The organism is Pseudomonas sp. H26/SER47-MNA-CIBAN-0231, assembly GCF_040310465.1.
Classification (GTDB): Bacteria; Pseudomonadota; Gammaproteobacteria; order Pseudomonadales; family Pseudomonadaceae; genus Aquipseudomonas; species Aquipseudomonas atacamensis.
Window position 1 is genome coordinate 90,341 of record NZ_JBEOPW010000012.1, and the last position, 13,870, is coordinate 104,210.

Sequence of the window (13,870 nt, forward strand, 5' to 3'; positions counted from 1 at the left end):
GTCTTTCGCCAGGCAGCATGAATAAACGGAATGATATCTGGCGTAAAGGTCGTTTGTTGCATCGCCGCAGTGAGGCTACAACTAAAGACCTGCCCGGCCATGCGAAAGATGGCCGCACACATTCTGTTTTTGCTTGAGGAGAGACCGATGGTAGCTGCATTGCTTGATCGTCTGGGAGTCAACCCGGCCCTGTACCAGAACGGCAAAGTGCCGGTGCATTCGCCCATCGACGGCAGCGAAATTGCCTCGGTGAACTGGGAAGGCGCTGCCGAAGTCGAGCAACACATCAGTCGCGCAGATCATGCATTCGAGCACTGGCGCAAGGTGCCGGCGCCGCGTCGCGGTGAGCTGGTGCGCCAGTTCGGCGAAGTGTTGCGCGAGTACAAGGCCGACCTCGGCGAGCTGGTGTCGTGGGAGGCCGGCAAGATCACTCAGGAAGGTCTGGGTGAAGTGCAGGAGATGATCGACATCTGCGACTTCGCCGTCGGCCTGTCGCGCCAGCTGTACGGTCTGACCATCGCCTCCGAGCGCCCGGGCCACCATATGCGTGAAACCTGGCATCCGCTCGGCGTGGTCGGCGTCATCAGCGCGTTCAACTTCCCGGTCGCAGTGTGGGCGTGGAACACCACCCTGGCGCTGGTCTGCGGCAACCCGGTGGTGTGGAAGCCATCAGAGAAAACCCCGCTGACCGCGCTGGCCTGTCAGGCGCTGTTTGATCGCGTAGTGAAGAATTTCAGCGATGCCCCACCGAGCCTGTGCCAGGTGGTGATCGGCGGTCGCGATGCCGGCGAAGCGCTGGTCGATGACCCGCGTGTCGCGCTGATCAGCGCCACCGGCAGCACGCGGATGGGGCGGGAAGTGGCGCCGAAAGTCGCCGCGCGTTTCGCCCGCAGCATTCTTGAGCTGGGCGGCAACAACGCGATGATCCTCGGCCCGAGCGCCGATCTGGATATGGCGGTGCGCGCGATTCTGTTCAGCGCCGTCGGCACCGCCGGGCAACGCTGCACCACCTTGCGCCGTCTGATTGCCCATGAGTCGGTCAAGGAAGAAATCGTCACTCGCCTCAGGGCTGCCTATTCGAAAGTACGCATCGGCCATCCGCTGCAAGGCAATCTGGTCGGCCCGCTGATCGACAGGCACAGCTTCGAAAACATGCAGGATGCGCTGGAACAGGCGCTGAGCGAAGGCGGCCGGGTATTCGGCGGCAAGCGCCAACTGGAAGAGCAATTCCCCAACGCCTACTACGTATCGCCGGCCATCGTGGAAATGCCCGAGCAGAGCGACGTGGTCTGCAGCGAAACCTTCGCGCCGATTCTCTACGTGGTCGGCTACAGCGATTTCGAAGAAGCGCTGCGCCTGAACAACGCCGTGCCGCAAGGCCTGTCATCGTGCATCTTCACCACCGACGTGCGTGAGGCCGAGCGGTTCATGTCGGCGGTCGGCAGCGACTGCGGCATCGCCAACGTCAACATCGGCCCGAGCGGTGCGGAAATCGGCGGTGCATTTGGTGGCGAGAAAGAGACCGGCGGCGGCCGTGAATCCGGCTCCGATGCCTGGCGCGCGTACATGCGCCGGCAGACCAACACCGTCAACTACTCGCTGGAATTGCCGTTGGCGCAGGGCATTACATTCGACTGAAAGGTGGAGATCGTCTGTAGGAGTGAGCACTGTGGCGAGGGGATTTATCCCCGTTCGGCTGCGAAGCAGTCGTCGCTTTTGAAATTTTGGGGCCGCTCCGCGACCCAGCGGGGCGGTGCGACGTTTCGCTAAATCCCCTCGCCACAGGGGGCTCACTCAGGTTTGTGTGTTTGTTGGGTTTCTGTTGGAGTCTGGCAATGCCGTTACGCGAAGAATGTCTGTGGGAAACGCTCACGCCACAACGCCCGGATAACGCCGCGCTCAGTGGCGAGGTCAAGGTCGATGTCTGTGTGATCGGCGCCGGGTTCACCGGGTTGTCAGCGGCGCTGCATCTGTTGGAAAAAGGCAAAAGCGTCTGCGTGCTGGAAGCGCATCGCGCAGGGCATGGTGGCTCCGGGCGCAACGTCGGGCTGGTCAACGCCGGCATGTGGATTCCTCCGGACGAGATCGAAGCCGGGTTCGGCGAGGCGGTCGGCAGTCAGCTCAACCGCATGCTCGGTGCGGCGCCGGCGCTGGTGTTCAGCCTTGTGGATAAATACGCCATCGATTGCCAATTGCGCCGCGAAGGCACTTTGCACATGGCGCATAACGCCAAGGGCGAGGCGGATCTGCGCAGTCGCGAGCAGCAATGGAAACGTCGTGGCGCGCCGGTCGAACTGCTCACCGGCAAGGCCTGCGAGCAAGCCACCGGCACGCAGAAAATCGCCGCCGCGTTGCTTGATCGCCGCGCCGGCACGCTCAATCCGATGGCCTATGTCACCGGGCTGGCCAATGCCGTGCGCGGGCTCGGCGGGCAGATGTTCGATCATTCGCCGGTGACTCGCCTCGAGCGCATCGGGCAGAACTGGTCGGTGCAAACCGCCCAGGGTTCGGTACTCGCCGAACAAGTGGTCATCGCCTCCAATGCTTACACCGAAGGCGACTGGACCGAACTCAAGCGCAATTTCTTTCCCGGTTATTACTACCAGGTCGCCTCGGTGCCGCTCAGCGAAGACGCCGCGCAGGAAATTCTCCCGGGCGGGCAGGGCTCGTGGGACACCCGTCAGGTGCTGAGCAGCATCCGCCGCGACAAGGACGGGCGCCTGTTGCTCGGCAGCCTCGGCAATGGCAACCAGAAACCGACCTGGTTTCTCAAGGCCTGGGCTGATCGGGTACAGCAGCATTACTTCCCCAATCTGAAGCCGGTCGAGTGGGAATGCACCTGGACCGGGCGCATTGCGTTTACCCCTGATCACCTGATGCGCCTGTTCGAACCGGCGCCGGGACTGGTGGCCGTCACCGGTTATAACGGTCGCGGCGTCACCACCGGCACGGTGGTCGGCAAAGCTTTTGCCGATTACCTGTGCAACGGCAATCCGCAGGCACTGCCGATTCCCTTCGCACCGATGCAACCCCTGGCCGGTGTGGGCTTGCGCAGTTGCCTGTACGAGGCGGGGTTTTCCCTGTATCACGCGGGCCAGTGCCTGCGCATCGTCATTTGAGTGTTGAAATTTGTTGCCGCAAGCGGCGCTTTTGCATCCAGCGACTAGCCTGTAATGGTGCGGGTTGTAGCAGTCCCGCACCAGCAGTGTGCAGTTCGGTGACGCGGGCTGTTACAGGCTGGTTGCACGTCGTTTGCCGCTGCGGTTGCAATGATGGCGCGTGCGGGTTGCGCCTGAAAAAACAAATGGTTTCACCTTCCGCGGTTTAGACGGTTGCACGCCCAATGAAAATGGGACCGAAACAGTCGAAATAACAACAACGCAGCGACTTTTTGAAGAATAAAAAACCGATGGCACGGGCCTTGCTCTGAGCTTTGAGTGAAGTGAAGTCGCAGTGCCAACTAAAAAAAACCTTGGAGCACCACCTCATGTCCCAGACGTTTTACAAGAAAGGCTTTCTGGCCCTCGCAGTCGCTACTGCGCTGGGTGTTTCTGCGTTTGCTCAAGCTGATATCAAGATCGGTGTAGCGGGTCCTATGACCGGTGCCAACGCGGCATTCGGCGAGCAGTACATGAAGGGTGCACAGGCGGCGGCCGATGCGGTCAACGCGGCGGGTGGCGTCAATGGGGAAAAAATCGTCCTGGTCAAAGGCGATGACGCCTGCGAACCGAAGCAGGCAGTGACGGTCGCCAAGGACCTCACCAACCAGAAAGTCGCCGGCGTGGTCGGGCACTTCTGCTCCTCGTCGACCATTCCAGCGTCGGAAATCTACGACGAAGCCGGGATCATCGCGATCACCCCGGGCTCGACCAACCCGCAAGTGACCGAACGCGGTCTCAGCGCCATGTTCCGTATGTGCGGACGTGACGACCAGCAAGGCATCGTTGCCGGCGACTACATCGTCGACATGCTCAAGGGCAAGAAAGTCGTCGTGCTGCACGACAAGGACACCTACGGCCAAGGCCTGGCGGACGCCACCAAGGCTCAGCTGGAAAAACGCGGCGTCAAGCCTGTGCTGTACGAAGGCCTGACCCGCGGCGAGAAAGACTTCAGCACCATCGTTACCAAGATCCGTGGCGCCGGCGCCGATGTCGTCTACTTCGGCGGCCTGCACCCGGAAGCCGGTCCACTGGTTCGCCAGCTGCGCGAACAAGGTCTGAAAGACGTCAAGTTCATGTCCGATGACGGCATCGTGACCGACGAGCTGGTGACCACCGCTGGCGGCCCGCAATTCACCGACGGCGTGCTGATGACCTTCGGCGCCGACCCGCGCCTTTTGCCTGAAAGCAAGACCGTAGTGGACGCGTTCCGCAAGGCCGGCACCGAGCCTGAAGGCTACACCCTGTACGCCTACGCCTCGGTTCAGACCTTGGCGGCAGCGTTCAATGGCGCGAAGAAAAACGACGGCGAAGCCGCTGCCAAGTGGCTGAAGGCCAACCCGGTGAAAACCGTGATGGGCGAGAAGACCTGGGACGCCAAAGGCGACCTGAAAGTCTCCGACTACGTGGTTTACCAGTGGGACAAGGACGGCAAATACCACCAGCTGGAAAAGCAGAAGTAAGGGCTGAAGCGATCATCTGATCACTACCGAGCCCCTGTGGGAGCGAGCCTGCTCGCGAAGACGCACTGACAAACAACCTCTGCGTTGAATGTTCAACCGCTTTCGCGAGCAGGCTCGCTCCCACAAAGGGGTTCCGTGTGGTCAGGGCTGATCACGCTCCGACATTGCTCCGACGTACATCTGTATTTTTCCTAGAAGAACCGCGCGCCCTTGGCGCGCAGGTTCTCACTGCGTGAGATTGCGTTATGGATGGTATTTTCCTGCAGCAACTGGTCAATGGCCTGACCCTCGGGTCGGTCTATGGCCTGATCGCCATCGGCTACACAATGGTCTACGGCATCATCGGCATGATCAACTTCGCCCACGGCGAGGTTTACATGATTTCCGCTTACCTGGCGGCAATCAGTCTGGCTCTGCTGGCTTACTTCGGTATCGAATCCTTCCCGCTGCTGATGCTCGGCACGCTGATCTTCACCATCGTCGTCACGGCGGTGTATGGCTGGGTCATCGAGCGTGTTGCCTACAAACCCCTGCGTAACTCGACCCGCCTGGCGCCGCTGATCAGCGCTATCGGTATTTCGCTGATTCTGCAGAACTATGCGCAGATCGCTCAGGGCGCCAAACAACAGGGCGTGCCTACGCTGCTGACCGGTGCCTGGCGTGTTGAAGTCGGTACCGGCTTCGTACAACTGACCTACACCAAAGTCTTCATCCTGATCGCCGCGTTCGTCGGCATGGGGCTGCTGACCTACGTCATCAAATACACCAAGCTCGGCCGCATGTGCCGCGCGACCCAGCAAGACCGCAAGATGGCCTCGATCCTGGGGATCAACACCGACCGGGTGATTTCCTACGTGTTCATCATCGGTGCAGCCATGGCGGCACTGGCCGGTGTGCTGATCACCATGAACTACGGCACGTTCGACTTCTATGCCGGCTTCATCATCGGCATCAAGGCGTTCACCGCAGCGGTTCTGGGCGGCATCGGTTCACTGCCCGGCGCGATGCTCGGCGGGATCATCCTCGGCATCTCCGAGTCGCTGTTCTCCGGTCTGGTCAACTCCGACTACAAAGACGTGTTCAGTTTCTCGCTGCTCGTCCTCGTACTGGTCTTCCGGCCGCAGGGTCTGTTGGGCCGTCCTCTTGTGTCGAAGGTGTAAGCGATGTCTGCAACCACTGAAAAATCCATCGATATCAAAAAAAGTCTGGTCGAGGCGATTCTTGCCGGCCTGATTGCGCTGATCGTGTTCGGGCCGATTGTCGGCGTGGTCCTCGACGGCTACAGCTTCAACCTCGAAGCGACTCGCGTGGCGTGGATCATTGCCATCGTCATGGCCGGTCGCTTTGCCCTCAGCCTGTTCCTGCAAACCCCCAAGGGCCTGAAGATCCTCGACGGGTTCGAGAGCAGCGGTTCCGGCGTGCACGTGCTGCCGGCAGATTACAAATCGCGGCTGCGCTGGATCATCCCGCTGATCATTGTGCTGGCGATCATCGTGCCGTTTGTTTCCAACTCCTACCTGCTCGGCGTGGTCATCCTCGGTTTGATCTACGTGCTGCTGGGGCTGGGGCTGAACATTGTGGTCGGTCTGGCCGGGCTGCTCGACCTTGGTTACGTGGCGTTCTACGCCATCGGTGCCTACGGTCTGGCACTGGGTTATCAATATCTGGGTCTGGGTTTCTGGACCGTGCTGCCGCTGGCGGCGATCACCGCAGGCCTGGCCGGTTGCATTCTCGGTTTCCCGGTGCTGCGTCTGCACGGTGACTATCTGGCGATCGTGACCCTGGGCTTCGGCGAAATCATTCGTCTGGTGCTGAACAACTGGCTGTCCCTGACCGGCGGCCCGAACGGCATGCCGGCGCCACTGCCGACGTTCTTCGGCCTGGAGTTCGGCAAGCGGGCGAAGGATGGCGGAGTACCGTTCCATGAGTTCTTCGGTCTGACCTACAACCCCGACGTGAAGTATTACTTCATCTACGCAGTGCTGTTCCTGGTGGTGCTGGCGGTGCTGTACGTCAAGCATCGGCTGGTGAAGATGCCGGTCGGTCGCGCCTGGGAAGCGCTGCGTGAAGATGAAATCGCCTGCCGCTCGATGGGTCTCAACCATGTGCTGGTCAAGCTCTCGGCGTTCACCATCGGTGCGTCGACGGCGGGTCTGGCCGGGGTGTTCTTCGCCACCTATCAAGGCTTCGTCAACCCGACCTCGTTTACCTTCTTCGAATCGGCGCTGATCCTCGCCATCGTCGTGCTCGGCGGCATGGGCTCGACCATTGGCGTAGTCATCGCCGCGTTTGTGCTCACCGTCGCTCCGGAACTGCTGCGCGGCTTCGCTGAATACCGCGTGCTGCTGTTCGGCATCCTGATGGTGTTGATGATGATCTGGCGACCACGCGGGCTGATCCGCATCAGCCGCACCGGGGTCAAACCACGCAAAGGTGCCATTCACTACGAGAGGACTGCGCCATGAGTGAAGTCGTACTCTCTGTTGAAAAACTGATGATGCATTTCGGTGGCATCAAGGCGTTGAGCGATGTCAGCCTGAAGGTCAAACGCAATTCGATCTTCGCCCTGATCGGACCCAATGGTGCCGGCAAGACCACGGTGTTCAACTGCCTGACCGGTTTCTACAAGGCCACGGGCGGCAAGATCGAACTCAATGTGCGCGGCCAGCAGACCAACGTCATCCAGTTGCTGGGCGAGTCGTTCAAAGCGACCGATTTCGTCTCGCCGAAATCCTTCCTCAGCCGCATGTACTACAAGATGTTCGGCGGTACTCACCTGGTGAACCGTGCAGGTCTTGCCCGTACGTTCCAGAACATTCGCCTGTTCAAGGAAATGTCGGTGCTGGAAAACCTGCTGGTGGCGCAGCACATGTGGGTCAACCGCAACATGCTCGCCGGCATCCTCAACACCAAGGGCTATCGCAAGGCCGAGAGCGATGCGCTGGATGTCGCGTTCTACTGGCTCGAAGTGGTCGATCTGGTCGACTGCGCCAACCGTCTCGCCGGTGAACTCTCGTACGGCCAACAACGCCGTCTGGAGATCGCTCGGGCCATGTGCACGCGGCCGCAGATCATCTGCCTCGACGAACCGGCCGCCGGCCTCAACCCTCAGGAAACCGAAGCGCTCAGCGCGATGATCCGGCTGCTGCGCGACGAGCACGATCTGACCGTGGTGCTGATCGAACACGACATGGGCATGGTCATGAGCATTTCCGATCACATCGTGGTTCTCGACCACGGCATCGTCATCGCCGAAGGCGGGCCGGAAGCGATCCGCAACGATCCGAAAGTGATCGCGGCCTATCTGGGCGCCGACGAAGAGGAGCTGGTATGAGCCAACCGATCCTCGAACTGCGCAATCTTGACGTGTTCTACGGCCCGATCCAGGCGCTCAAAGGCGTTTCACTGCAGATCAACGAAGGCGAGACCGTCAGCCTGATCGGCTCCAACGGTGCCGGCAAGTCGACCTTGCTGATGTCGATCTTCGGCCAGCCGAGAGCGGCGGGCGGGCAGATTCTCTATCAGGGCGTCGACATCACGCAGAAGTCCTCGCACTACATCGCCTCCAATGGCATCGCGCAGTCGCCGGAAGGGCGGCGGGTTTTCCCCGACATGACCGTCGAGGAAAACCTGCTGATGGGCACCATCCCGATTGGCGACAAGTACGCCAAAGAGGACATGCAGCGCATGTTCGAGCTGTTTCCACGGCTTGAAGAGCGGCGCAATCAGCGGGCGATGACCATGTCTGGCGGTGAACAGCAGATGCTCGCCATCGCCCGTGCGCTGATGAGCCGGCCGAAGCTGTTGCTGCTCGATGAACCGAGCCTGGGTCTGGCACCGATCGTGGTGAAGCAGATCTTCGCCACGCTGCGCGAGTTGGCGAAAACCGGGATGACGATTTTCCTCGTCGAGCAGAACGCCAACCATGCGCTGAAGCTGTCGGACCGGGCGTATGTAATGGTCAACGGCGAGATTCGCCTGACCGGCACCGGTAAAGAACTGTTGGTGAATGAGGAGGTGCGTAACGCCTATCTGGGCGGGCACTGATTCTTCTCGCGGTTGTACACAGCCCCGGCGACGAGAGTCCCGGGGCTTTTTTATTTTTTGGAATCCACCACAGGTAAATTAGTAATTCCCAAAATTGTGGAAAACAAATTCCCCAAGCTGCCAAAGCGCGACATATAGACGCTGCAAATGGCTGTTTTTCCACAGTTTTGACTTGTCCCCGGTTACTGTGGAACTGGCTGTGAATAACGTGGGTGTATATAGTTGAAGGCCTTGTAATCCGTGGCCTCCAGGCTTGTGGTTGTTTTTTGATCAGTAAGTTTCAAGCAGGCGTGAGGCGCCATTGTCAACCTTTTTATAGTGCATCCGGGTCGGGTACTGTCGTGTGTAAAAGCCTGTGGATAAGTCTGTGACTAAACTCTGGAAAGACCTCGCGGAGCGCCGTAATTGCTGGCCTCGCGCAATCACCCGGTTGCACCGTCCGTCGTGCAAAATGCCCTGTGCCGCACATCCCCCGCCTCACGGTCAAGCAAAAAACTTTCCATTTCGCCCGCAAAGCCTTGTGTGGCGTGGCTTTGCGCGTTTGCACTTGCCCCCGGAAACTGTGGAGCAGACTGTGGATAACATGCGTGCACATGGCTACAGGCCACGCTGGCTATGGTCTTGGCAGGTCTGGTTGTTTTTTGTACAGCTGGCAAGTGTTGCCCGTATCCGCGAGGGCGGGCATGCTGCCTGCTGATTTTCTATTCCAAGGGCTGCCGTGGCGGCCGAAGCAAGGAGAACACGATGTCCGACACCCTGTTTATCACCGGCGCGACGTCCGGTTTTGGTGAAGCCTGTGCCCGTCGTTTTGCCGAGGCTGGCTGGAAGCTGGTTCTGACCGGCCGTCGTGAAGAACGCCTCAATGCCCTGTGCGCCGAACTGTCGAAGCAGACCGAAGTGCATGGTCTGGTCCTCGATGTGCGCGATCGCAAGGCGATGGAGGAGGCAATCGCCAACCTGCCGCCGTCGTTCGCCAAACTCCGTGGCCTGATCAACAACGCTGGCCTGGCGCTCGGCGTCGACCCGGCGCCGAAGTGCGATCTGGATGACTGGGACACCATGGTCGACACCAACGTCAAAGGCCTGATGTACGCCACCCGCCTGCTGCTGCCTCGGCTGATCGCCCACGGCCGTGGCGCCGGTATCGTCAACCTCGGTTCCATCGCCGGCAACTATCCGTACCCGGGCAGCCACGTGTACGGCGCGAGCAAAGCCTTCGTCAAACAGTTCTCGCTGAACCTGCGTTGCGACCTGCAGGGTACTGGCGTGCGGGTCAGCAACATCGAACCCGGCCTGTGCGAAAGCGAGTTCTCGCTGGTACGTTTCGCCGGTGATCAGGAACGCTACAACGCCACTTACGCTGGCGCCGAGCCGATCCAGCCGCAGGACATCGCCGAGACGATCTTCTGGGTCATGAACACCCCGGCGCATATCAACATCAACAGCCTGGAGCTGATGCCGGTGAGCCAGACCTGGGCCGGGTTTGCCATCGAGCGTAACAAGGCTTGATACCGCATTGAGGCCATTCGCGAGCAGGCTCGCTCCCACATTGGACATGCATTTTTCCCTGTGGGAGCGAGCCTGCTCGCGAAAAGGCCGGCACAGGCAAAACAGGACGATAAGCTAAACTCCGCACTCAACCAGCCCACTGCATTCGGCGGTGTGCAAGGTTTCATGAGGAGTTCAAGTGAGTAACCGAGGTGAGCAGGCACTGCTCAAACAATCGACGCTGCTGATGCTGGCGGTGTCGATTGCCGGGATCGGCACCGGTTTTGTTTCAGGTTCGCAATCCATCCTGTTCGATGGCTTTTTTTCGCTGATCGCGACATTCATCAAAATCCTGATGCTGATCACCGCCCGGCTGATCGCCAAGCAAAGCAATCAGCGTTTCCAGTTCGGCTTCTGGCATCTGGAACCGATGGTGTTGCTGATCGAGGGCAGCTTCCTGCTGTTGATCGCCATCTACGCCTTTCTCAACGGCGTGTTCGGCATCATCAATGGTGGCCGTGATATCGAGTTGGGTCTGGTGATCGTCTACGCGGCGGTATTCACCGTCGTCGAGTTCGCCTACTTCTTCTACGTGCGTCAGCGTAATCGCACGCTCAAATCCAGCCTGATCCAGTTCGACAACATCAGTTGGCTGGTGGACGCGATGCTGTCTGTGGGCCTGTTGATCAGTTTCCTCGCGGCGCTGCTGCTCAAGTCTCAGGGCTATGGCGAGTGGGCGGTGTATGTCGACCCACTGATCCTCATCGTGCTGGCCCTGACCATGCTGCCCCCGGCGTTAAAGATCCTCGGCCCGGCATTGCGTGATGTGCTGGGTATTGCCCCAGACACTCTGGACGAGCAGGTCAGGCAGGTCATGGAGGTGGCGAAGGTCGAGCATGGTTTCGACGATTACGTGTCCTACGTGCAAAAGCACGGTCGGGCGCGGTTCATCGAAATTCATGTGGTGTTGCCGGCGGATTATCCGCTGCGCGATGTCGCGCAGCTGGATGCGCTACGTGAGCAGATATCGGCGCAGTTGGGTGAACCGGATGCGGCGAGGTGGCTGACGATCAGCTTCACCGGGGACAAGAAGTGGATTGCCTGATCTGATCCGGATGTCTGCTGAGAACACAGTAACCCTCTAGCCCCAAAATCCTGCTTTGCACGAGTCAGCGAAGATATTCAGCCAGTCCGCTATAACAAGTCGCCAAATGATAAGGCGTAGTCGAAGGCATGTCCTTGCGGCTGACCTCCCCATTTTCATCCCGACACTCATGCCAGCCGCCGGCATGCAGAAACCGCTGCTGCAACGCCTGCAACTGGCGCAGCACCATCGCTTCGCTGTCCGCCCGCAAGGTCAGCGCACGCAGGTATTCGGCCTGAGCCCAGATGCGCTGGGTCGAATCCCTCGGCCGTCCACTGCCATCCAGATCGAGCATCGCCCGTACCGCGCCGCAGGAGTCCAGCACGCCGTACTGCTCGGTGAAGGCAAATGCCCGATCCAGCGCCCGGTGGAGTTTCGAATCGCGCAACAGCGCCGACGATTGGAGCAGGAAATACCATTCGAACTGGTGCCCCGGCTCGTACCAGTTATCCACAGCGCCCAGCGGCTTCTCCATCAACACGCCATATTGCGGATCGACGAATTGCTTGTGCATGGCTGTGCATAACTCAAGCAGGGCGTTGTGCGTCTGCGAGTCTTCACGAACGGCGAGGGTCGCCAGAAAAGCTTCGGCCAGATGCATCAGCGGATTTTGCAAGGGACCGGTTTGCAGGGTGAGCCAGTCACGCTCAAGGCAGGCTTCGTACAAACCGTCGCCGGTGGCGAATCGGCGGCCGATGATTTCCAGCGCGGCGTTCAATGTCGACTCGGCCAGCGAATCCCGGGACTTGTCCCAGTAATGCGCGCAGGCAAAGAGGATGAAGGCGTGGGTGTAGAGATCCTTGCGCTGGTCCAGCGGCTTGCCCTGTGCGTCGATGCTGTAGAACCAGCCGCCATGCTCGGCATCATGGAAGTGCCGTTGCAGGGAACGGAACAGCGCGGCGGCGCGGACTTCGGCGTTATCCACAACCCCGATCAGGCTGGAGAACAGATACAGCTGCCGTGCGCAGGCCATCGCCCGATAGCGTTGCGCTGGCAACGGCTGGTGTGTAGCGTCCAGCGCCTCATAGGGCAACGCCATGTCGGCATTCCAGCCCGGGCCTTGCCACAGCGGCACGATCACGTCGAGGAAGTGCTGCTGCACTTGGCCAAACAGGGCGGTCAATTCGGGCAGGGCGGTGGAGCGGGAAGCGTGGGGCATGGGCGGGCGTCACGGGCTGGGGCGATTGCGCGACATGGTAGCAGAGAGCACTGCTTGAGAGAGGCGGTGTCTGTCAGGCCGTCTTCGCGAGCAGGCTCACTCCCACAGTGGATTTGCAGCGAACACAAAACCTGTGGGAGCGAGCCTGCTCGCGAAGAGGCCAGTTCAGGCAATAAAAAATTAGCCTGCGAGCAACCACACCCCAGTCGCCGCCGAAGCCGCACCCGCCAACCGCACCAGCGGCGCCGCTGCCTGCGGAAGAACTCGCACCACGCCATAACCGAGCGCATGCAAAACCGCTGTCGCTGCGACGAACCCGGCCGCATACGCCCACGGACTGCTCATGTCCGGCAACTCCAGCCCATGCGCCACGCCATGGAACAGCGCAAACAGCGCCGTCGCTGTCACCGCCATCACCAGCGGCGGACGCACGGCCAGTGCCACGGCCAGGCCCAGCGCCAATACCGAAGCAGCTATCCCGCTTTCCAGCGCCGGCAACTCCAGCCCTTCAAAACCGAGCAAACCTCCGAGCAACATGGTGCCGACAAAAGTGCACGGCAGCGCCCAGCGCGCCGCGCCTTGTTGCTGCGCCGCCCACAAACCGACGGCGAGCATTGCCAGCAAGTGGTCGAGCCCGCCGATCGGGTGGCTGATGCCCGCGACGAGGCCGCTGTCGCCATGCCCCGGATGAGCGAACGCCAGTGCCGGTGTCAGCAGCAACGCCAGAGCGCCAAGAATGCGTTTGAGTGTCATGGATAAGCTTCCTTGTTGATAAGTGGATCAGGCGGCGGTCAGCAGGCCCTGACGTTCGATGAAGGCGATGATTTCCTCGAGGCCCTGACCGGTTTTCTGGTTGCTGAAAACGAACGGCTTGCCGTTGCGCATGCGTTTGGTGTCGCTGTCCATCATTTCCAGCGAGGCGCCCACCAGTGGCGCCAGGTCAATCTTGTTGATCACCAGCAGGTCGGACTTGCAGATCCCCGGGCCGCCCTTGCGCGGCAGCTTGTCGCCGGCGGAGACGTCGATCACGTAGATGGTCAGGTCCGACAGCTCCGGGCTGAAGGTCGCCGAGAGGTTGTCGCCGCCGGACTCCACCAGAATCAGATCCAGCCCGGGAAAGCGCCGGTTCAGTTGATCGACCGCTTCGAGGTTGATCGAGGCGTCTTCACGGATCGCCGTGTGCGGGCAGCCGCCGGTTTCCACGCCGATGATCCGCTCCGGCGCGAGGGCTTCGTTGCGCACCAGGAAATCGGCGTCTTCGCGGGTGTAGATGTCGTTGGTGACCACGGCGAGGTTGTAACGCTCGCGCAGGGCCAGGCACAGGGCCAGGGTCAGCGCGGTCTTGCCGGAACCGACCGGGCCGCCGATGCCGACGCGCAGAGGTTGTGTATCCATTTCATTCTCCAAAATA

General features: G+C 60.5%; 12 protein-coding genes. 9 read left to right on the forward strand and 3 right to left on the reverse strand.

Features of this window, described 5'->3' with window-relative positions; all coding sequences use genetic code 11:
• The first annotated feature begins 147 nt into the window (after window positions 1–147).
• The 9 genes from amaB (at window position 148) to AAEZ10_RS18485 (ending at window position 11,261) form a co-directional block, all read left to right on the forward strand.
• Window positions 148–1,638 (forward strand): L-piperidine-6-carboxylate dehydrogenase, encoded by a 1,491-nt coding sequence (gene amaB, locus AAEZ10_RS18445; RefSeq protein ID WP_350570403.1) that lies wholly within the window; start codon window positions 148–150, stop codon window positions 1,636–1,638.
• 197 nt (window positions 1,639–1,835) lie between these two features.
• Window positions 1,836–3,119 carry an L-pipecolate oxidase gene (amaA, locus tag AAEZ10_RS18450; RefSeq protein ID WP_243242442.1) on the forward strand — a complete coding sequence of 428 codons (1,284 nt, stop codon included), beginning with the start codon at window positions 1,836–1,838 and terminating at the stop codon, window positions 3,117–3,119.
• A 368-nt stretch (window positions 3,120–3,487) separates the two neighbouring features.
• On the forward strand, window positions 3,488–4,621 hold the full coding sequence (locus AAEZ10_RS18455) for an ABC transporter substrate-binding protein (protein ID WP_041480713.1): 1,134 nt from the start codon (window positions 3,488–3,490) through the stop codon (window positions 4,619–4,621).
• 245 nt (window positions 4,622–4,866) lie between these two features.
• A complete protein-coding gene (locus AAEZ10_RS18460; RefSeq protein WP_016771918.1) occupies window positions 4,867–5,781 on the forward strand; it encodes an ABC transporter permease subunit in 915 nt (304 codons plus the stop codon).
• 3 nt (window positions 5,782–5,784) lie between these two features.
• Window positions 5,785–7,086 (forward strand): high-affinity branched-chain amino acid ABC transporter permease LivM, encoded by a 1,302-nt coding sequence (gene livM / locus AAEZ10_RS18465; protein ID WP_016771917.1) that lies wholly within the window; start codon window positions 5,785–5,787, stop codon window positions 7,084–7,086.
• Window positions 7,083–7,955, forward strand: a complete 873-nt coding sequence (locus AAEZ10_RS18470) for an ABC transporter ATP-binding protein (protein WP_041480710.1) — start codon at window positions 7,083–7,085, stop codon at window positions 7,953–7,955. Before livM ends, AAEZ10_RS18470 begins: the two co-directional genes overlap by 4 nt.
• Window positions 7,952–8,668, forward strand: coding sequence for an ABC transporter ATP-binding protein (locus tag AAEZ10_RS18475; RefSeq protein WP_016771915.1), 717 nt, complete (start codon window positions 7,952–7,954; stop codon window positions 8,666–8,668). Before AAEZ10_RS18470 ends, AAEZ10_RS18475 begins: the two co-directional genes overlap by 4 nt.
• A 744-nt stretch (window positions 8,669–9,412) precedes the next feature.
• Window positions 9,413–10,177, forward strand: coding sequence for an SDR family oxidoreductase (locus AAEZ10_RS18480; RefSeq protein WP_016771914.1), 765 nt, complete (start codon window positions 9,413–9,415; stop codon window positions 10,175–10,177).
• 178 nt (window positions 10,178–10,355) lie between these two features.
• Window positions 10,356–11,261: a cation diffusion facilitator family transporter gene (locus AAEZ10_RS18485; RefSeq protein ID WP_324175207.1), complete on the forward strand. Its 906-nt coding sequence runs from the start codon at window positions 10,356–10,358 to the stop codon at window positions 11,259–11,261.
• Between the two features lie 64 nt (window positions 11,262–11,325).
• On the opposite strand, the gene AAEZ10_RS18490 is transcribed toward AAEZ10_RS18485, so the two are convergent.
• From AAEZ10_RS18490 to ureG, 3 genes are all read right to left on the reverse strand, one after another.
• Complete coding sequence (locus tag AAEZ10_RS18490) at window positions 11,326–12,459, reverse strand: AGE family epimerase/isomerase (RefSeq protein WP_350570407.1); 1,134 nt, start codon at window positions 12,457–12,459, stop codon at window positions 11,326–11,328.
• Between the two features lie 180 nt (window positions 12,460–12,639).
• Window positions 12,640–13,212 (reverse strand): HupE/UreJ family protein, encoded by a 573-nt coding sequence (locus AAEZ10_RS18495; RefSeq protein ID WP_122508603.1) that lies wholly within the window; start codon window positions 13,210–13,212, stop codon window positions 12,640–12,642.
• A 27-nt stretch (window positions 13,213–13,239) separates the two neighbouring features.
• A complete protein-coding gene (gene ureG / locus AAEZ10_RS18500) occupies window positions 13,240–13,854 on the reverse strand; it encodes an urease accessory protein UreG (protein WP_016771910.1) in 615 nt (204 codons plus the stop codon).
• Between the last annotated feature and the right edge of the window lie 16 nt (window positions 13,855–13,870).

What these genes read in the sequence shown, in the direction of transcription:
- livM (WP_016771917.1), top strand. Translation starts at nt 5,785, where the DNA reads ATGTCTGCAACCACTGAAAAATCCATCGATATCAAAAAAAGTCTGGTC.
- AAEZ10_RS18490 (WP_350570407.1), bottom strand. Translation starts at nt 12,459, where the DNA reads ATGCCCCACGCTTCCCGCTCCACCGCCCTGCCCGAATTGACCGCCCTG.
- AAEZ10_RS18470 (WP_041480710.1), top strand. Translation starts at nt 7,083, where the DNA reads ATGAGTGAAGTCGTACTCTCTGTTGAAAAACTGATGATGCATTTCGGT.
- AAEZ10_RS18495 (WP_122508603.1), bottom strand. Translation starts at nt 13,212, where the DNA reads ATGACACTCAAACGCATTCTTGGCGCTCTGGCGTTGCTGCTGACACCG.
- amaA (WP_243242442.1), top strand. Translation starts at nt 1,836, where the DNA reads ATGCCGTTACGCGAAGAATGTCTGTGGGAAACGCTCACGCCACAACGC.
- AAEZ10_RS18475 (WP_016771915.1), top strand. Translation starts at nt 7,952, where the DNA reads ATGAGCCAACCGATCCTCGAACTGCGCAATCTTGACGTGTTCTACGGC.
- AAEZ10_RS18460 (WP_016771918.1), top strand. Translation starts at nt 4,867, where the DNA reads ATGGATGGTATTTTCCTGCAGCAACTGGTCAATGGCCTGACCCTCGGG.
- amaB (WP_350570403.1), top strand. Translation starts at nt 148, where the DNA reads ATGGTAGCTGCATTGCTTGATCGTCTGGGAGTCAACCCGGCCCTGTAC.
- ureG (WP_016771910.1), bottom strand. Translation starts at nt 13,854, where the DNA reads ATGGATACACAACCTCTGCGCGTCGGCATCGGCGGCCCGGTCGGTTCC.
- AAEZ10_RS18480 (WP_016771914.1), top strand. Translation starts at nt 9,413, where the DNA reads ATGTCCGACACCCTGTTTATCACCGGCGCGACGTCCGGTTTTGGTGAA.
- AAEZ10_RS18455 (WP_041480713.1), top strand. Translation starts at nt 3,488, where the DNA reads ATGTCCCAGACGTTTTACAAGAAAGGCTTTCTGGCCCTCGCAGTCGCT.